Source organism: Providencia sp. LY12, from assembly GCF_057621555.1.
On the sequence record NZ_CM172594.1, the window covers coordinates 1941362 to 1959386 of the forward strand.

The following is an 18025-nucleotide window of genomic DNA, read 5'->3' on the forward strand; positions in this document are numbered from 1 at the left end:
GCGCAGTGATTTCATTGCGCCAGTGCGCTAGGCTAAATAACCATAAATAAGGAAATGTGATGGGCTACGTTTTACTGTCTCTCGTATTAATCATTTTTGTCATTTTTGTTCTGCCGATTTGGTTGTGGCTCCATTATGGTAAGAAAAATAATGGGCAGGGAAGTCAGCTTACTGAAAATGAAGTGCAACGTTTGATGCAATTGGCAGAGCAGTCATCGCGTATGCAGCAACGCATCAAAACGCTGGAAGATATTTTAGATGCCGAGCACCCAAATTGGAGGCAAAAATAATGACTAATCTACGCAACCGCAAGTTATATCGCTTAACGGATAAACGTGTTTTTGGTGGTGTTTGTTCCGGTCTCGCTGAATATTTAGAGTTACCGGTTGCTTTGGTCAGAGCATTAGCTGTACTTGCCCTGTTTATGAGTTTTGGATTGACCTTGATTGTCTATGTGGTGATGTGTTTCTTTGTGGAAGCTGCGCCAAGCGGTTACCGAAGCGAACAGGATATCGGACCAGAAGTGACAACACTATTAAACCAAATTGATGCTCAGCTACAAGCTGGGGAAATGAAACTGCGCCAAATGGAGCGCTATGTCACTTCGGATACTTATGCTGTGAACAGCAAGTTTCGTCATCTATAACAACTGATTTGCACCATCACATAAATGGGAATAGAGTTTAATAACTGTATTCCCTTTATATTTTTATTGGGAGAGCGAGAACTAGGAGCATTATGAAACGGCTACAAAATGAATTAACTGACTTAATGAACCGTAGCGTTGACCGCCATGTAAGGCTTGCTGTCACTGGATTAAGTCGCAGTGGAAAAACCGCATTCATCACTTCTCTCGTTAACCAACTTCTTAACACCACTACGGGCGCGCGTCTTCCGCTATTTTCGGCGGCGAGAGACAAACGAATTTTAGGGGTAAAGCGCATTCCACAGCGCGATATGTCAATTCCGCGTTTCGCTTATGATGAAGGAATTGCATCGCTTTATGGCGACCCGCCGCAATGGCCGACGCCTACCCGTGGAGTGAGCGAAATTCGCTTAAAAATTCATTACCGTTCAAATGATTCGTTTGTTCGCCATTTTGTCGATAACTCCTCCCTGTACTTAGAAATTGTCGATTATCCGGGGGAGTGGTTACTGGATTTACCGATGCTAGATCTGAATTATTTAACATGGTCTAGCCAAATGAAAGTACTACTTAAAGGTAAACGTGGGGAGCTCGCGAATGAATGGCTACAGCTTTGCCAGAAATGTGATCCATTAGCTCCTGTCGATGAAAATTTATTGGCTGAAATTTCCAATGCTTACACCGCATATCTACATGAATGTAAGCAACAAGGGCAGCACTTTATTCAGCCTGGTAGATTTGTTTTACCCGGAGAATTAGCAGGAGCGCCGGCATTACAATTTTTCCCTTGGCCAAACATCGAAAAATACGGAGAAAAGCAGTTAGCACAAGCGGATAAAAACACCAATATCGGTGCATTACAGCGTCGCTATCAATACTACTGTGACCATGTGGTGAAAGGGTTTTATAAGGATCATTTCCAGCGTTTTGACCGACAAATTGTGCTGGTGGACTGTTTGCAGCCTTTAAATAGCGGCGCAGACGCCTTCAATGATATGCGAATGGCGCTAACGCAGTTAATGCGCAGCTTTCATTATGGAAAACGCACATTGCTCAGACGCATGTTTTCTCCATGTATTGATAAGCTACTTTTTGCCGCCAGTAAATCGGATCACGTAACACCCGATCAACATGCAAACTTGGTCTCGTTATTGCAGCAATTAGTCCAAGATGCTTGGCAAAATGCGGCATTTGAAGGGATCAGCATGGATTGTATGGGGCTGGCATCTATTCAAGCGACTGAAAGTGGCATTGTAGACTACAAGGGTGAAAAATTACCGGCTTTAAAAGGTGAGCGACTCAGTGATGGGCAACCCTTAACGTTCTACCCAGGGGATGTCCCTAAACGCTTACCTAATGAACAGTTTTGGCAGCAGCAAGGCTTTCAATTTGAAAACTTCCGTCCTCGACCAACGCCGTTAGATCAACCGCTGCCACATATTCGCATGGACAGTGCTCTGGAATTTTTGTTAGGAGATAAACTGAAATGAGTGAGCCTCTAAAACAGCGCGTGGACTTTGCCGATAAAGCCGATAAGCCGACTATGGAACCATTAAAACAAGCGCAAACCTTTGATGAAAAAGCGTTTGAAAAATTTGTACCGGTCGATATACAAGAAGAACAAGATAGCCAAGATGGCGAAGTTGAAAGTCTTATCAACGAAGCTTTAAAACCTAAACGCAGTTTCTGGCGCAAGCTAGTCGGTGCGGCGGCAGGTATTTTTGGGGTGAGCGTAGTCGCTCAATTAGGACTTTGGATCCATCAATCATGGATAACTCAAGACTGGACAGCGTTAGGCACCGCAGCGGCAGGGGGCTTAATTGTGGTCGCTGGTGTGGGTTCAGTCATCGGCGAATGGCGTCGCTTGTATCGGCTCAGAGAGCGTGCAGAGGAGCGTGATTTTGCACGTGAATTGCTTCATAGCCACGGCATGGGGCAGGGTAAAGCATTCTGTGAAAAGCTCGCCAAACAATCTGCATTACCGATGCAACATCCTGCTATACAAAGCTGGCAAGCCACGGTTCATGATTCGCATAATGACCGCGAGGTTATTGAACTGTATAGTAAATTAGTACAGCCGATCCTGGATGAGCAAGCGCGTAAAGAGATTAGCCGTTCATCAGCAGAATCTGCCTTGATGATAGCGGTCAGCCCATTGGCGATTGTCGACATGGCATTTATCGCGTGGCGCAACATCCGTTTAATCAACCGCATTGCAGCTATTTATGGTATCGAGCTGGGATACTATAGTCGGATCCGCTTATTCCGTATGGTGCTGATTAATATTGCATTTGCTGGCGCTTCTGAGCTTATTCGTGAGGTCGGGATGGATTGGTTATCTCAGGATATTACCGCACGGTTGTCAACACGCGCGGCACAAGGAATCGGCGCTGGGCTTCTGACCGCTCGATTAGGCATTAAGGCGATGGAGCTATGCCGTCCATTACCTTGGATAGAAGACAAACCGAAATTGGGTGATTTTCGCCGTCAATTAATTAGCCAGCTGAAAAATGCCATTCCCTCAAAAAAAGAGAATCCATAAGCTGTAAATTTGACTGGCAGGATGAGTTGACAGTTTTAATCATTCTGCTAGTCATGTCTAAAAGGGTAATTCCCTGTCGAATTAATCAACAATCCTCATATTAAAGAAAGAAATGCTGCTGATATTTATTAGAAACTAGACGAGTGTCAACAATATGTGACACGGCTCTGTATTACTGTCCTGATTAACGCTAAAATATGAGTAATTATGTTCTCTACAAAAGGTTTCATCATGCGCCTCGAAGTGACCTGCCAAGACCGTATCGGTTTAACGCGTGAATTACTTGATCTTTTAGTCCTACAAAACATTGACTTAAAAGGCATTGAAATTTCAGCTCAACGTCGAATTTACCTGAACTTTGCACCTGTTGACTTTCAGGTTTTCAGTACGTTAATGGCAGAGATCCGCCGCATAAACGGGGTAATTGATGTTCGTCGTATCTACTTTATGCCATCCGAACGTGAGCATAAAGCAGTGTGGGCTTTACTGAATTCGTTCCCTGAGCCAGTTTTATCCATTGATAATAAACTGAATATTGAGCTGGTTAACCCAATGAGCTTGCAACTTTTTGGGGTTGATGAAACTAAAATCAAACAGAAATCCTTCTCCCAGTTAATCCCTAACCATGGTTTACAACGCTGGTTTGAACGTGAGTCACCAGAACCTTACACCGAACGCATTTCGGTCAAAGGGAGCGACTATTTAATGCAGGTCACACCAATTATTCTCGCCGATGAAGATGGGAAATCTCACTGTACAGGTGCGGTGATCTTACTCAAATCCGTGGCAATTCTTGAAAATCAACGTAAGCAAGTGGCTGAAGTTGATATTGAAAACCGTGGATTTAGCCAGATTGTGGCGGTCAGTCCTGCGATGATCCAAGTCGTTGAGCGAGCTAAACGTGTTGCTATGCTGGATGAGCCGTTGCTGCTTGTCGGGGAAACTGGAACGGGTAAAGACATTCTGGCAAAAGCCTGCCATTTGCACAGTGCTCGTGGTAATGCGCCATTTTTAGGATTGAACTGCGCTTCTATGCCTGATGATGTCGTTGAAAGTGAATTATTTGGTTATGCAGCAGGGGCTTATCCAAATGCGGTTGAAGGGAAAAAAGGCTTTTTTGAGCAAGCTAATGGCGGTACCGTCTTGCTGGATGAAATTGCTGAAATGTCCCCTCAAATGCAAATTAAACTATTACGTTTTCTGAACGATGGAACTTTCAGGCGTGTTGGCGAAGAACATGAGGTCAAAGTCAATGTACGCGTGATTTGTGCGACACAGAAGAATCTACCTGAGCTAGTGGAACAGAAAAAATTCCGTGAAGATCTCTATTACCGCTTGAATGTTATAACGCTCACGATCCCACCATTAAGAGAGCGTAGCGAAGATATTAAACCGCTCACGAGAGTCTTTGTGTCTAATTTTGCCAAAGAATTGAACATTGATGAGCCAAAAATCTCACCAGCATTAATTGAATCACTCAGCTCTTATTATTGGCCGGGTAATGTTAGACAATTACGTAATGCGTTATATCAGGGGCTGTCGCAATTTAATGGCAATATTCTGGATGTTGATGATATTCAACTTCCTGATGCAGTTAACGCGCCTGCGATTGCTTTAGATACATTAAATGGGTCACTGGATGAAATAACCAAACGCTATGAAGCCTCGGTGTTGGCGAGATTATATCGTGATTATCCGAGTACGCGTAAATTGGCTAAACGTTTAAATATTTCTCATACCGCTATTGCGAACAAATTGCGAGAATACGGGCTCAGTACCAAGAAAGAGCAAGATTAACATGATGAAAAAGCTGTTTAAATTGGGTCTACTTAGCGTATTAATGGGTGTGAGTATTAGTGCTGTTGCACAAGAAAAGCCGAATAATAAGTTGATTGATAAACTCTGTAAAAATGCAGAGCAATCCATGGAAGATGTGTATGAAAATGGCGCATTAACTCAGTGTCATTTCCCTAATAGCTCGCTACTAAGTGCTTATCAAGAATATCGTAATCTGCTTGGTGATGATAAAAAGTTTTTAGAAGCTAAGTTAGAACCAAACAAAAACAAAGAAGTGATTTGCTCGGATGATAACTGTCCGTCTATTATTTATCGATGGAGTGGGGACAAAAAACTAGAAATTGAGCAAAGTTTTCCAGGGGGAGAAACGTACCTCCAATTTATTCAAAATAATAAAGGCACTTCGCTTGAAATAAGATATTTTCCTGACTAACGCCCATTCAGTTAGTTCCAATGAAACATGCCAGATAAATAAGCTCACTCATTCAAAATCAGTTAAAAGAATGGAGTGAGCTTACTCGATTAAACTAAATTTACATATTTTTCATCGTAAAACGACGTCCTGATCATTGCGGATTGGTTGTTTTTTCTGCTATAAAAATGGTGAGCAAAGCTTCAATTTTTAAATTAACGATAAAAAAATGCTTAAGTTGTGCATTGATTATTAATATTAGCAACGCGGGTTTTATACCTTTAAGGAGTTGCAATGGAACAATTTACGATTAATTTTATTGTCAATTTCAAGCTACGTGAATATATGTCTAAATGTCACTACCAAGGTGATATGTTTGAATCCGCGAATACTGCCGCAGAACTTTATTTAATGAACAAGGCAGCTGCGAATTATTTAGCGAAAAAAAATCGTTTTACGTGGGATGTGTTAGTCAAAAATGGCGTTAAACCAAGAGATTTGATTATTGATATTCTCACGTCTTGTTGCCCTGTGACCCAAGAGCAGGCTCAACGGATATTAAGTACGTTGTCGCATTCGTTAGTGAGTATGATGAAAGGAAATATGATTTTTACGAATGTGGTCAACGCGAAAAATCATAAACCACTATTTTGGGCTTATGTTGATTAAAAGCATGATTGATAACCCCTCAACCCCTATCAAATGAAGCCACAATCACCGAAAGCATCGGTGATTGTGGTTCTTCATAATATACGATTATTTCAGGCTATTTAGCGCATTGTCATAATCAGGTTCTTCAGTAATTTCAGGCACTAATTGGCTGTAAATCACTTTGTCATTCTCATCTAATACAACGACAGAACGAGCCGTTAAACCTTTTAATGGACCGGTGGTCATTTCAACGCCGTAATCTTGGGCAAAATCACTACGGAATGAAGATAATGTCACCACATTGTCTAAGCCTTCTGCACCACAAAAGCGTGCTTGAGCAAAAGGTAAGTCAGCAGAGATACATAACACAACAGTGTTGTCTAAACCGTTGGCTAATTGATTGAATTTACGCACAGAAGCGGCGCAAACACCGGTATCTACGCTAGGGAAAATATTCAGAACTTTGCGTTTGCCTTGGAATGTTTCTAAGGTTGCTTCACTTAAATCTTTAGCAACTAAAGTGAAAGGTTTAGCTTGTGAGCCAGCTTGTAAAAAAGTACCTGCAAGTGAAATGCTATTGCCTTTGAGTTTTACTGTCTGTGACATGTGTTTTTCTCCCATTTATAGGTTGAGTTACAGAAGATGAAAATATTAAATGATTTTTAAAATCAAATTATTACCAGTTTCACATTCTGGGATTTCTGTTTTTAAATCCTATTATTGACCGAATTGCATTGTTGCCTTCTCGGCATGATAAGTAAGAAGGTTACGCTGCATTATACAAGTAATAAGCCCTATTAAGAGTTTATGTTTTTTATTATGTATCATCCTAAAATACCATATTCAATACGATAAAAAGAGCGCTTTGTGCCGTGTTTTACTTGTTATATGATGAAGTGAAAGCTAATTTTAAACTGACAATCAAGTCAATGAGTTATTCGCCTATCACGGCTAATGCCTTGGCATGTCAAATATCAATTTAGCAGTTTGTAATGGGTTAATTCATCAAAGCTTAGCGAATAACGCTGAGCAATCCTCTTTTTGATTAATAGATAGAAATAATAATATGCATAAACGTTCATTGACCTCTTTAGCTGTATTCATTTCATCACTTTTCCTTTCTACACCGGTTATCAGTGCGACGGTTCCTGCTGGTACTGTTTTAGCTGAAAATCAAGAAGTTGTACGCCATCTGAAAGATGAGCCCGCATCATTAGATCCGATAAAATCTGTTGGGTTGACTGAAGCTCAAGTGATGCGTGATTTGTTTGAAGGCTTAGTTAATCAAGATAATCATGGGAAGCCGATACCGGGTGTCGCACTAAATTGGCACACCGATGACAATCGAACTTGGATTTTTCAGTTACGCCCTGAAGCGGCATGGTCGAATGGTGAGCCTGTTACCGCTGACGATTTCGTTTACAGTTGGCGCCGTTTAGTCACGCCAGCCAATACTTCGCCATTTGCTTGGTTTGCAGCATTAGCGGGAATTAATAATGCGCAGGATATTATCGATGGTAAGTTGCCACCAGAACAGTTAGGGGTGGAAGCTGTCGATAAACACACGCTGAAAATTGTGTTAAATAAGCCAGTTCCTTATTTCCCGTCATTAACCGCAAACTTCAGCTTATTTCCTGTTCATCGCGGAACCGTTGAACAATATGGCACAGACTGGATTAAAGTCGGTAATTTAGTTGGAAATGGTGCATTTGAACTTAATGACCGTGTTGTTAATGAGAAAATCGTATTAACACCAAATCCGCACTATTGGGATCATAAAAATACGGTGATCACCAAAGTGACTTTTGTCCCTATCAACCAAGAATCTCATGCGACTAATCGTTATTTGGCTGGGGATTTAGATATCACGGAATCCTTTCCTAAGCAGCGCTATCAAAAATTATTACAAGATATTCCTAACGAAGTTTTTACGCCCGATCAACTCGGTACCTATTACTACGCATTTAATACCCAGCGCGCGCCGACCAATGATGTCAGGGTTCGACAGGCATTATCAATGGCAATTGACCGCCAATTGATTGCTAGCAAAGTCTTAGGGACAGGGGAAAAATCCGCTAATTATTTTACACCTGATGTGACGGCAGGTTTTAAGCCGGAAAAAGGGCTGTATCAGACTCATAAACAAAAAGAGTTAGACCAACAAGCCAAAACGTTATTAAAGCAGGCTGGGTACAGTGAAGCGCATCCTTTGGAATTAACGTTGCTGTATAACAGCTCGGAAAACCATCAAAAAATTGCTATTGCGATTGCTTCCATGTGGAAGAAAAAACTCGGGGTGCAAGTTAAGTTAGTTAACCAAGAGTGGAAAACATATATTGATAGCCGTAACACCGGAAATTTTGATGTAATCCGTGCTTCTTGGATTGGTGATTTTAATGAGCCATCTACATTCTTATCACTGCTAACTTCTCAACACAGTGGCAATATTCCTAAGTTTAATAATCCGCAATATGACGCACTAATGACTTCAGCTAGCATTGAAACGAATGATGCGCAGCGTAATGTGTATTACAACCAAGCGGAAGCCATTATTGCAAAAGAAGCACCAATTGCACCAATCTATCAATATACGAATGCGCGTTTGATTAAACCGTGGTTAAAAGGTTATCCGATTGAAAATCCAGAGGATGTGGCATACAGCCATAGCTTCTATATGATTAAACATTAAGAATGAAATTTAGCCAGTGCAGGTGTGCTGGCTAAATTTTGGGAGACCCAAAATAAAAAAAACTCCTTCCACTGGAGAGTCAGAAGGAGGACCAAAAAGGAATAAACACTACAGCGTTAATAATAGGAAAAAACTTTGCGGTTTTATTGCTAATTTGTGTCAATCAAATGGGATCTCTCTAGCAAAAATTGAGAAATTTCATTGGGCTATAAATCTTGCATAACATCTTATTTTTATGCTTTTATTTTCCTTTGCTTAACACCTACTTAAACTTTGTATTTTGATTTTGTTATTGAAATCATTGCAATATTCCCTTTAATCAACTAAAAATACCTTACTTTTCAATTTAAGGAGATAATTGCATGGCGTCGACCTATGGATCGCAATTTCAACACTCTAACCCCGTTCATGCCTTTCAGTTAGATGGAGATGGCGGTGTTCTTCCTATCGATTTAAATGCCACTGCAACACAGCAATCTCCATTTTGGCTGCATTACGATTATAAAAATAAAGAGACGTCTAGCTGGATCCAACAGACTGATTTGTTTAATGACCAAGTGAAGTCATCATTGACGGGTAAAATGAATCGTATGCGGATGGTGCGTATTGGTGATGGCGTTCTGCTGACATTACAAACCCTGAATAACACCGCAGGGCAGCGCCCAGAGCAATTGGTGGCATTTCGTATCTTTATGAATAGCCGTTTGATTGTTTCATGCCGTCACCGACGTGTTCACTCATTAGATTCTGTTATTGATGATCTTAAAGAAGGCGTCGGTGCACAGAGTACCGGTGAATGGCTTGCAGATGTCACTGATGCAATGACCGATGAAATTAGTGATTTCACCGATTCTCTTCACGAACGCCTTATTGAAATGGAAGATTTGATATTACATGGCGAAATTCCTGAACGTGGGGAATTAGCGTTACTGCGCAAACAGATTATTGTCGTGCGCCGTTATATGGCGCCGCAGCGGGATATGTTTTCTCGATTAACCGCTGAAAAATTATTGTGGCTAGATGATAACGACAGACGACGTTTACAAGAAATATCAGACAGATTAGGGCGCTGTATTGAAGATTTAGATGGTTTTATTGCTCGTACTGCGATTATGTCTGATGAAATTACGAATATGATGACGGAAATGATGAATCGCCGAATCTATACCATGTCATTAATGGCGATGATATTTTTACCAACCACATTTTTAACTGGTTTATTTGGTGTGAACTTAGGGGGTATCCCTGGAAATGAATTCAGGTTTGCCTTTAGTGCGTTCTGTTTATTACTCGCCTGCTTAATCGCTACGGTATTTTGGTGGTTAAAAAGAAGTCGATGGCTATAAGAAAGGTGAATTGTTCTGGATAATGGGTGCTAGTTTGAGATAAATCAATAAAGGGTATAGGGTTTTAAGGCAATATTACTCCCGCAGGTGAATGCAACGTTGAGCGATGAACGTTGTGCTCCATAATTGTAGTTTTTCTCATATTGAGTTCTTATACAGAATAATTGACCACTGTAATGCCGATGTATTTTACATCGGCTTTTTTTTGCATAAAATCTGAAGCCACCCCTGAGTTTGCCCAGAGGTAGCGGATCAATTTTTATTATCTTACTTAACTTCAATCACATCTAATCGGTCAGCACTGTAGTCTGGTTGATCATCTTCATCAATCATTGGCTGAGTAGGCAATTCTTCGCGGTCAAAAGCCATATCGCCACCATTGATCACTGCATCACCATGTGAAATGTTTTTAAAATCAAATAATTCAGTGTCACATAAGTGAGATGATACGACGTTCTGAGTCGCTCTAAACATGGTTTCAATACGCCCTGGATAACGCTTATCCCAATCGCGAAGCATCTCTTTAATGACTTGGCGCTGTAAATTAGGCTGGGATCCACATAAGTTACAAGGGATGATAGGGAATCCTTTTGCTTCAGCAAAACGCTCAATATCTTTTTCGCGGCAATAGGCCAGAGGGCGGATAACAATGTGTTTGCCATCGTCACTCATCAATTTTGGTGGCATGCCTTTTAATTTACCGCCGTAGAACATGTTTAAAAACAGGGTCTGTAAAATATCGTCGCGGTGATGGCCGAGTGCAATTTTGGTTGCGCCTAACTCTGTTGCGGTGCGATATAAGATGCCGCGACGTAAACGAGAGCACAGGGAACAGGTGGTTTTCCCTTCAGGAATTTTTTCTTTTACGATGCCATAAGTGTTTTCTTCGACAATTTTATACTCAACACCGAGTTCGTCTAAGTAAGCTGGCAAGATGTGTTCAGGGAAGCCTGGTTGTTTTTGGTCTAAGTTAACAGCGACCAAAGAGAATGAAATTGGGGCACTTTTTTGCAGGCTTTGCAAAATAGACAGCAGAGTATAGCTATCTTTCCCCCCAGACAGGCAGACCATGATACGGTCGCCTTCTTCGATCATATTAAAATCGGCGATGGCTTGCCCAACATCACGGCGGATTCTTTTTTGGAGTTTGTTTAAGTTGTATTGTTCTTTATTAGTCGTCATTCTCGGTTGTTCTTTCTTGTTTCTGATTGCTATTTAAATTTTTGAAATATATATGCTTTTTGGTTTTTTGTCGTTCTCGTTGTTTCTGAATAAACCCAGTCTTATACTGACTCGTGTATAAGACTTTGTATAAGATTCTAGACATTGGATAAGACTGATATGTCAGAAATTAATAAACTCACAGACAAAAAGCTAAAAAACATTCATGGTAAAGAAAACTCTAAGCCGGTAATGATAGCAGATGGTAGGGGGCTTTCGATACTAGTAAGCAAAAAAGGTTCTATCTCATGGTCATACTCTTACCGATTTGAAGGTAAGTTAAGTAGGATGATAATAGGGCAATATCCTGATTTATCAATGAAACAGCCGCAAGACAAGGCTTCGAGCAATTTTGGTTTCAGGGCATAACCCAAATACCAAAAGCGGTAACTGTTCTGTTAGTGCTATACAAGGTGTGAATCTAACTTAATCTGCGTTATTCTTTCTTTCATATCCATATAAATTAATCCTACCGGACAAATACTCACCTAAATATACTTCACTGATTTTATTGAAACCTTGTTTCGAAATATTGTCTTCTAACCACTCAATGTCTTTGCCGATGATTTCGAGTAAGTCATGGTTAGCTAATCCATCGACGATAATTGGATAACGTATATTTTCATCGCCACTTTGGATAATAGTCAATTGCCCATTTTGTTCGAGAACAACGCGTTTTAGTTGCTCTATTTCGTATATGCCATTTGACCTTAGTTTGAACATCAAATCATTAGCAGAAACACCGTTTTTTAGACATTCTTTAACGTTAACGCTGCCATTATGTACCAAGGTTATAGGTTTGCCGTCAATAATTCGTTTAATAAAGGGATTATTCTCTTTTAAAAATTTAAGGGCAAAAACAAGTAAAGTCCATATGATTAACACGAGGATAAATTGCAGTACTGTTATTGATTCATTGTAAATGACACCACCAATAATACCGCCTAGAACATAGTTTTGAACTTGATCCATTGCGGATGAGGGGGCTAAATTTCCTTTGCCCATGAGGTTTATTTGAACAATCAGGCATAGGATCCCTAATCCAAGCTTTATAATAATAGGTGTATAAATAATCATTTTATGCCTTATTTTTTTATGATTTTAATTTCGGGATTTGTTAACCAAACTTTTTCTAAGCTGTAAGTTTGTTGATCTACGCTTAAATGAATACGGTAATAACGGTCATCAATTTTAATGATGATGCCATCGGATAATTGTACTGAGTTAGAAAATATAGAATTTATATCTACACCTTTTTCTTTTGATAATAACCTTACGAAATTAACCATTTGGGATGATTTTGAGTGTATATTTTGACTATCGGTATAATCTTGATACTGAATGCCTGAAATGAAGAGTAAAAATAAGAAGGCGATAATCGTTAAATCCCGATATTTAGTTTGTAGGCGGTGACGCATATATAGGATGAAAAAAACGATTAAAGCAAATAAAGTGCCAAAAATAATAATATATTTAAAATAATCATTTATATTAGACTGCGCTTGCAAGTAATCTATCCCATAAAAATTCATATAAAAATCATTCCTGATTGTTCACTATATCCATCTTTATTATAGTGACTTATTCGCATTTTAGCTCTGATATTAAAATCTAATTTTGAGTTGTCAGTCATTACCCAAGATCTGTCATTGATTTTTATGTTGAAGTTAAAAATTGTCGATGGTTTCAGTATTTATCAAAGGAAGCATTTTGAAAACCTGCTTGTGGGATTAATTCAAGATAGGTTTTTAGATAACAAAAATATTAATGGAGATTTTATTCAAATATCGTAATGAAAATAATAATGTCGCTTCCCTTCAATAAATAAGTCATTTGAAGAGAAGCGATGAGCGATTACTGAGCCGCCTTTTTCAGTTTTTCAACTTGTTCGGCAGTGACAGGCTTACCTTGCCCCCCCCATTCGGCGCGCGCCCATGATATTAAATCTGCCATTTCTTGTGGCGTTAAATCATCGGCAAAGCTTGGCATAGCATACATACGCTGCCCATTAGGGAAAGTGGTGGTTGGAATACCCGTTAACACTACACTGATAAAGGTTTCGGGGCTGTCCATAGCTAAGATAGCATTACCTTTTAACGCTGGAATGCCATTAGGGACTCCTTCTCCGGTGATCCCGTGGCAACCTGCGCAGGTAGACATATACATTAACCGACCCGTTTCCATGATTTGACTTACATTACCCACGTCTGGTGAGTTTGCCTCAGGCAATGGAGCTGGCGGAGCTTCGGCTCCAAGTATTTTTCCTTGTTTATCCGTCATTAAATAAATTGCCATGTCATTAACATCGCTTTTATTCATCTGGCTAGTAGAAAAATGAGTCACTGTGCTCATATCTGCAAATGCAGAGCCTTGCGGGGCATTCCCTGTAAGCAGGAATTGGCGCAAAGAGGCGGTATCGTACCCATGTTTGGAAAGCGCTTCGGCTGTAATATCAGGGATGGCTAAACCGGCTTCTTCACCCCCTTGAAGTGACCGTGAAAACTCGACACCCATCATTAAATTACGTGGTGAGTGACAAGCGCCACAGTGTGCTAGACCTTCAACAATATAAGCTCCTCGGTTCCACTCGGCAGAACGTTGTGGGTCATGAGGCGCATTTTGTTTAGGGAAATTAAGTAAAGTCCAGAAGTTCATAAATGGGCGAACGGGTAGGACAAATACACCTGTATTTTCTTTGTTTGGCACATTGATTGGCGGAAGTGACATCACATAAGCATACAGGGCATCAATATCATCCGATGTCGTCATATGGGTAAATACAAACGGCATGGCAGGGTAGAGATTGCCTCTTTCTTTACCAATTCCGTCTTTCAAAGCACGATGGAAATCAGCACGGGTATAGTTACCGATACCAAATTGCTTATCAGGTGTGATATTTGTGGAATAAATGGTACCAAAAGGGGTTCCGATGGCACGCCCACCCGCAGCCAATGGCCCTTCAGGTAATGAGTGGCAACCAAAGCAATCACCAGCAGTTGCCAACTCTTGCCCTCTTGGCAGCAATTTGGCGACTTCTTCTGAGGTCAGCGGTTTATCTAAATCAGGACCGATACTGGAGGTACGAAAAGCACCAAATAGGATCGCAAGCATTAATATGATGAATAATAAGATAATAATATAAATGCTTTTACGTAGAGAGCTGGATTTGGCCATGAGGTTTCTCCCTAGTCGATCACGCAGCCAGGAGTGTCTAGAGCGACTTTCCTCACTGCTTCATAATAGCGAACATAGCCTGTACAACGGCAAATATGCTCATTGAGGGCTTCTTCAATCGCATGTTCGAGTTGGTCTCGTTTCACTGGGTTTTTCTTCAGTTTATCAAGAAATACTGTCGCACCCGTGACGAAACCGGGGGCACAATAGCCACACTGGAACGAAAAGTTTTCGATAAAAGCTTGTTGAATTGGCGTTAATTCAACAACTTTGCCTTGTTCATCCAGTTTGGCTTGCCCTTCGATGGTAACAATATTTTTATTGTTGAAATAATGGGCACCAAAGATACAGGTACGGCTTTCAACCGTTGAGCCATCGGGCTGAATTTCCATAATAGTGCAAGCATGGCAGATCCCTTGCCCGCAACCAAAGTGGGTGCCTGTGAGGTCAAGGTATTCATGTAAAAACTCAATCATTGGCATCCCAACAGGGACATCAATAGGACCAATTTTCTGGCCGTTAATGGTCAGTGTTAGTGGCTTGCGCTCAATAATCGGAACGGCATGGTTGATTTTCATGAGAGTGCCTTTTTAATTTTATCTACCGTGATAGGGAATTCATAGAAACGCTTACCTGTCGCATGGGTTAATGCGTTACTCGTCGCAGGTAAGATAGGGATCATTCCCAGTTCTGCCATGCCTTTTGGTGGCGAAGTTTCTGATAGGGGAGGTAAGTAATCAATGGTTTGTTGCCAAACCGCAACATCTTTTGCGCGTGGCAGAACATAGCGATTAAAGTTCCATGTTCCATTACCTGGCCCATCTTCATACAGTGGCAATTCTTCCATCAATGCGTGACCAATACCCATCGCGGTACCTCCTTGAATTTGGCCTGAAACCAATTCAGGGACAATCATTGTACCGGGATCCATAATCATATGGTGGCGCATGATATCGACCTCACCCGTCATAGTATTGACGTTGAGCTCGACTAGGCAGGAAGCTGGTGTGACCGTAGTTGGGTCAGCTTTTGCGCGTTGTGTTGGTGGGTAATAGGCAATTTTACGTTTAATAAAATGGTAACCGCCAGTTGTCATCTGCTTTTTCAGTTCTTGTGGAGCACCCTCGCCATAACGAACGGATATTGCATCGAGAGGGAGATTTTTCAATCCTACAGTTGGAATATCGAACTCTGCGCGAGCCCACTGCCAGCTTGAATAGCCGTGAACAGCAACTCCGGTGATTAGCCCCATCTCATGGGCTCTTTTGGCTAAAATGTCAAAAGGAATGGGCTTCATCCCACCACCGCCAATACCATCAGATCCGACACGAATATCTGCAAATTCAACATTTAAGCCATTGAATGCTCCTCCGCCTGGACCTTCACTCCAAATGCTTTTGGCCGCAGGCCATAGGGTATTTTCTAATAAAAAATGACCCGCTTGGCGTGTACCAAATCCAATGTAATAAACACCGCTCGATGAACTCATGTCAGGGATCAGCGCAGGTGTCCAATAGGGATCAGTTTTTGACAGTTCATCTTGTTTTTTCTGATCTGCCCAACTGGTTTTGAGTGGTAGTTCTGCAAATTCAGTTACCCCAAATTCAACCACATCAGGGGCTTTGCTGAGTGCTTGCCATACCATAACTTGTTGTGCGGTTGTACCACCGGTACCAATCTCTTGCATACAATGGCGCATTGTTAGCTTGCCATTCGCATCAAATTCAAGAGAAAGAATCGTTGGAACACCGCTAGAACCATAAACTTGCTGCACTTGCGCAAAGCCAACGCCGTATAACTTACCGGGGTTTTTTGCTTCATAATCGACTTTATTTTTTTCACGATCGACCCAAATCGGGTGTTTTTCCGCAAGATTTAACATTTCGACATTGCGAGGGTCACCCGCTATTACACCACCTTGTGTATTCGGATAACCTTCTAATATGGCATTACGGCGGCGCAGTTCAATTGGGTCAATATTGAGGTTATGAGCGATTTCATCGACCATCAATTCAGTGACTGCCATCGACTGTAAGGAACCAAAGCCACGCATTGAGCCCGCTTCGACTGCCGGGGTGGCCATGGCGAGAGCGGTGAGGTCAGATTTTGGGAAATAATAAATAGATTGGGCACCACGTACCGCAACGTGTGATACGGCAACCGAGAGGTTTTCACGGCCTCCACCATTACAATTATAAGTACCTTTTAATACATCAAATTTGCCCGTTTTTTTATCACCGATAATGGTGACATCCATCTCAATAGAGTGGCGTTTCATTCCCATTTGGAATTGTTCATAGCGGTCATTTGCCATACGAACAGGTAAGCCATCAGCATAGAAACTGGCGACCATCGAATAGAAAGGAAAAACCGAATAGTCTTTTGAGCCATAACCGACGGTAGAACCTGTTAATAACACAATGTTCTCGACAGAAAAATGTTTGTTGTGCTTCGATAACTCAGCAGCGGCGTTAACGACTCCTGCAGGAGACTGTGTCGCGGTTAAAATATGTAGTGTTTTGGTTTGTGCATCATACCAAGTATTACAGTTATCAGGTTCCATTGCGCAAGGGTCAATGGATTGTGAAAAACCATGGCGCTCAATCACAAATTTATCGGGATTCTGGCGAGCTGCAGCGATTTCTTGTTCAATTTGCCGTGCGTAATCCATTGCTTTTTCTTGTTTATCAGGGCTTTTTTCTGCCTGATGAAGGGCTTGAATAAAACCACCACCACGATCTTTACGGATCACTGGTGGAATAGAAATGGCATGTTTGGGGTCATATGGAGGCCAAACAGGTGTATTGCCATCGAACCCACCTTTAATACCTGAATCTTGATAAGGGGAAAAGATAGAAGGTGAAAGTGGTGTATCACCACCGATACGTACATATCGCGCTGCACCATAGTTAGCGGGCGGTTTTGGTCCAGTCACCATTCCATATTTTACGGTGTTTGTCGCAAAACGTAACATACGCTGTGCTGCGCTGTATTTATCGAAATCATGATAAATCAAGATGGCAACAGGGTGGCCAATAATCGGCGGAGTGTCCCCTAGAGGCACTAAAATATTGGTGCCATAGAAGCCTTTTCCCATACTGGTGTCTTGAGGAATATTTAAGCCATCACGGATAAGGTCTTCTTGTAAAACAACTTTATCAGGCTGTAAATTTGGACCTAACATTGAAATATCAATGCCTTCAAAGGTTTTATCTGCTTCTGTTGCTTTTAACATAAAGGCATAACTTTGTTTTTTAGGCCAACCGGGAATGTCTTTAGCGCGGTAATCACGAGCAAAATTTTTACGGCCGGTGACCTTTTCAACACCATCCCAACGAAAGCGTGCTTTACCATTTTGACCTATCCAATCGGTTGATGGAGAGTCAGAATCTAGCTCCATTGCTATCGCAAAAGGGAGTTTACCCACCATCACTGCAATGCCTGCAATAGTGCCTAGTTTGATGAAGTTACGTCTAGAAATATGACCCGACATAGTGTGCTCCCTGATTATATTTTTAGGGTTTTTATTATGAGCAATGGAAGTCAA

Annotated in this window: 17 protein-coding genes; 10 read left to right on the forward strand and 7 right to left on the reverse strand. The window is 41.2% G+C overall.

The window, feature by feature from the left end:
- Nucleotides 1–59 precede the first annotated feature (59 nt).
- The 7 genes from pspB (at nt 60) to ACY3ZI_RS09230 (ending at nt 6066) form a co-directional block, all read left to right on the forward strand.
- Complete coding sequence (gene pspB / locus ACY3ZI_RS09200; RefSeq protein WP_006660057.1) at nt 60–290, forward strand: envelope stress response membrane protein PspB; 231 nt, start codon at nt 60–62, stop codon at nt 288–290.
- Entirely contained in the window at nt 290–646 is a 357-nt protein-coding gene (pspC, locus tag ACY3ZI_RS09205) for an envelope stress response membrane protein PspC (protein WP_036953477.1), read from the forward strand. The genes pspB and pspC overlap by 1 nt, the downstream gene beginning before the upstream one ends.
- A 92-nt stretch (nt 647–738) precedes the next feature.
- On the forward strand, nt 739–2136 hold the full coding sequence (locus ACY3ZI_RS09210; RefSeq protein ID WP_211885359.1) for a YcjX family GTP-binding protein: 1398 nt from the start codon (nt 739–741) through the stop codon (nt 2134–2136).
- Complete coding sequence (locus tag ACY3ZI_RS09215; RefSeq protein WP_487377224.1) at nt 2133–3188, forward strand: YcjF family protein; 1056 nt, start codon at nt 2133–2135, stop codon at nt 3186–3188. Before ACY3ZI_RS09210 ends, ACY3ZI_RS09215 begins: the two co-directional genes overlap by 4 nt.
- A gap of 231 nt (nt 3189–3419) precedes the next feature.
- Nucleotides 3420–4985 carry a transcriptional regulator TyrR gene (gene tyrR / locus ACY3ZI_RS09220; protein ID WP_487377502.1) on the forward strand — a complete coding sequence of 522 codons (1566 nt, stop codon included), beginning with the start codon at nt 3420–3422 and terminating at the stop codon, nt 4983–4985.
- A 1-nt stretch (nt 4986) separates the two neighbouring features.
- Entirely contained in the window at nt 4987–5418 is a 432-nt protein-coding gene (locus ACY3ZI_RS09225) for a DUF2059 domain-containing protein (protein ID WP_249215382.1), read from the forward strand.
- Between the two features lie 273 nt (nt 5419–5691).
- Nucleotides 5692–6066, forward strand: coding sequence for a hypothetical protein (locus ACY3ZI_RS09230; protein WP_036953471.1), 375 nt, complete (start codon nt 5692–5694; stop codon nt 6064–6066).
- An 87-nt stretch (nt 6067–6153) separates the two neighbouring features.
- Here the strand turns inward: ACY3ZI_RS09230 and tpx are convergent, their stop codons facing one another.
- Nucleotides 6154–6654 (reverse strand): thiol peroxidase, encoded by a 501-nt coding sequence (gene tpx, locus ACY3ZI_RS09235; RefSeq protein WP_036953469.1) that lies wholly within the window; start codon nt 6652–6654, stop codon nt 6154–6156.
- 460 nt (nt 6655–7114) lie between these two features.
- Here tpx and ACY3ZI_RS09240 point away from each other — a divergent pair, with 460 nt between their 5' ends.
- A complete protein-coding gene (locus tag ACY3ZI_RS09240; protein WP_487377227.1) occupies nt 7115–8737 on the forward strand; it encodes a peptide ABC transporter substrate-binding protein in 1623 nt (540 codons plus the stop codon).
- Nucleotides 8738–9099: 362 nt separating this feature from the next.
- Nucleotides 9100–10083 (forward strand): zinc transporter ZntB, encoded by a 984-nt coding sequence (gene zntB / locus ACY3ZI_RS09245; protein WP_211885366.1) that lies wholly within the window; start codon nt 9100–9102, stop codon nt 10081–10083.
- Between the two features lie 267 nt (nt 10084–10350).
- Here zntB and ttcA read toward each other — a convergent pair whose 3' ends face one another.
- The gene (ttcA, locus tag ACY3ZI_RS09250; RefSeq protein WP_211885368.1) at nt 10351–11265 is read right to left on the reverse strand and encodes a tRNA 2-thiocytidine(32) synthetase TtcA; all 915 of its coding nucleotides are present in this window, start codon (nt 11263–11265) and stop codon (nt 10351–10353) included.
- A gap of 159 nt (nt 11266–11424) precedes the next feature.
- Here ttcA and ACY3ZI_RS09255 point away from each other — a divergent pair, with 159 nt between their 5' ends.
- The gene (locus ACY3ZI_RS09255) at nt 11425–11673 is read left to right on the forward strand and encodes an Arm DNA-binding domain-containing protein (RefSeq protein WP_487377230.1); all 249 of its coding nucleotides are present in this window, start codon (nt 11425–11427) and stop codon (nt 11671–11673) included.
- A gap of 57 nt (nt 11674–11730) precedes the next feature.
- On the opposite strand, the gene ACY3ZI_RS09260 is transcribed toward ACY3ZI_RS09255, so the two are convergent.
- The 5 genes from ACY3ZI_RS09260 to ACY3ZI_RS09280 all read right to left on the reverse strand — a co-directional run bounded on the left by ACY3ZI_RS09260 (nt 11731) and on the right by ACY3ZI_RS09280 (nt 17971).
- Nucleotides 11731–12381 carry a DUF421 domain-containing protein gene (locus ACY3ZI_RS09260; protein ID WP_036953461.1) on the reverse strand — a complete coding sequence of 217 codons (651 nt, stop codon included), beginning with the start codon at nt 12379–12381 and terminating at the stop codon, nt 11731–11733.
- A gap of 8 nt (nt 12382–12389) precedes the next feature.
- Nucleotides 12390–12836, reverse strand: a complete 447-nt coding sequence (locus tag ACY3ZI_RS09265) for a DUF3290 domain-containing protein (RefSeq protein WP_036953459.1) — start codon at nt 12834–12836, stop codon at nt 12390–12392.
- A 322-nt stretch (nt 12837–13158) separates the two neighbouring features.
- Nucleotides 13159–14478, reverse strand: a complete 1320-nt coding sequence (locus ACY3ZI_RS09270; protein WP_132494990.1) for a cytochrome c — start codon at nt 14476–14478, stop codon at nt 13159–13161.
- An 11-nt stretch (nt 14479–14489) separates the two neighbouring features.
- Complete coding sequence (locus ACY3ZI_RS09275) at nt 14490–15056, reverse strand: (2Fe-2S)-binding protein (RefSeq protein WP_036953454.1); 567 nt, start codon at nt 15054–15056, stop codon at nt 14490–14492.
- Complete coding sequence (locus ACY3ZI_RS09280) at nt 15053–17971, reverse strand: xanthine dehydrogenase family protein molybdopterin-binding subunit (RefSeq protein WP_154609917.1); 2919 nt, start codon at nt 17969–17971, stop codon at nt 15053–15055. The genes ACY3ZI_RS09275 and ACY3ZI_RS09280 overlap by 4 nt, the downstream gene beginning before the upstream one ends.
- Between the last annotated feature and the right edge of the window lie 54 nt (nt 17972–18025).

Bases quoted from the DNA above. Each gene is read 5' to 3' on its own strand.
- pspB (WP_006660057.1), top strand. From the start codon at position 60: ATGGGCTACGTTTTACTGTCTCTCGTATTAATCATTTTTGTCATTTTT.
- pspC (WP_036953477.1), top strand. From the start codon at position 290: ATGACTAATCTACGCAACCGCAAGTTATATCGCTTAACGGATAAACGT.
- ACY3ZI_RS09210 (WP_211885359.1), top strand. From the start codon at position 739: ATGAAACGGCTACAAAATGAATTAACTGACTTAATGAACCGTAGCGTT.
- ACY3ZI_RS09215 (WP_487377224.1), top strand. From the start codon at position 2,133: ATGAGTGAGCCTCTAAAACAGCGCGTGGACTTTGCCGATAAAGCCGAT.
- tyrR (WP_487377502.1), top strand. From the start codon at position 3,420: ATGCGCCTCGAAGTGACCTGCCAAGACCGTATCGGTTTAACGCGTGAA.
- ACY3ZI_RS09225 (WP_249215382.1), top strand. From the start codon at position 4,987: ATGATGAAAAAGCTGTTTAAATTGGGTCTACTTAGCGTATTAATGGGT.
- ACY3ZI_RS09230 (WP_036953471.1), top strand. From the start codon at position 5,692: ATGGAACAATTTACGATTAATTTTATTGTCAATTTCAAGCTACGTGAA.
- tpx (WP_036953469.1), bottom strand. From the start codon at position 6,654: ATGTCACAGACAGTAAAACTCAAAGGCAATAGCATTTCACTTGCAGGT.
- ACY3ZI_RS09240 (WP_487377227.1), top strand. From the start codon at position 7,115: ATGCATAAACGTTCATTGACCTCTTTAGCTGTATTCATTTCATCACTT.
- zntB (WP_211885366.1), top strand. From the start codon at position 9,100: ATGGCGTCGACCTATGGATCGCAATTTCAACACTCTAACCCCGTTCAT.
- ttcA (WP_211885368.1), bottom strand. From the start codon at position 11,265: ATGACGACTAATAAAGAACAATACAACTTAAACAAACTCCAAAAAAGA.
- ACY3ZI_RS09255 (WP_487377230.1), top strand. From the start codon at position 11,425: ATGTCAGAAATTAATAAACTCACAGACAAAAAGCTAAAAAACATTCAT.
- ACY3ZI_RS09260 (WP_036953461.1), bottom strand. From the start codon at position 12,381: ATGATTATTTATACACCTATTATTATAAAGCTTGGATTAGGGATCCTA.
- ACY3ZI_RS09265 (WP_036953459.1), bottom strand. From the start codon at position 12,836: ATGAATTTTTATGGGATAGATTACTTGCAAGCGCAGTCTAATATAAAT.
- ACY3ZI_RS09270 (WP_132494990.1), bottom strand. From the start codon at position 14,478: ATGGCCAAATCCAGCTCTCTACGTAAAAGCATTTATATTATTATCTTA.
- ACY3ZI_RS09275 (WP_036953454.1), bottom strand. From the start codon at position 15,056: ATGAAAATCAACCATGCCGTTCCGATTATTGAGCGCAAGCCACTAACA.
- ACY3ZI_RS09280 (WP_154609917.1), bottom strand. From the start codon at position 17,971: ATGTCGGGTCATATTTCTAGACGTAACTTCATCAAACTAGGCACTATT.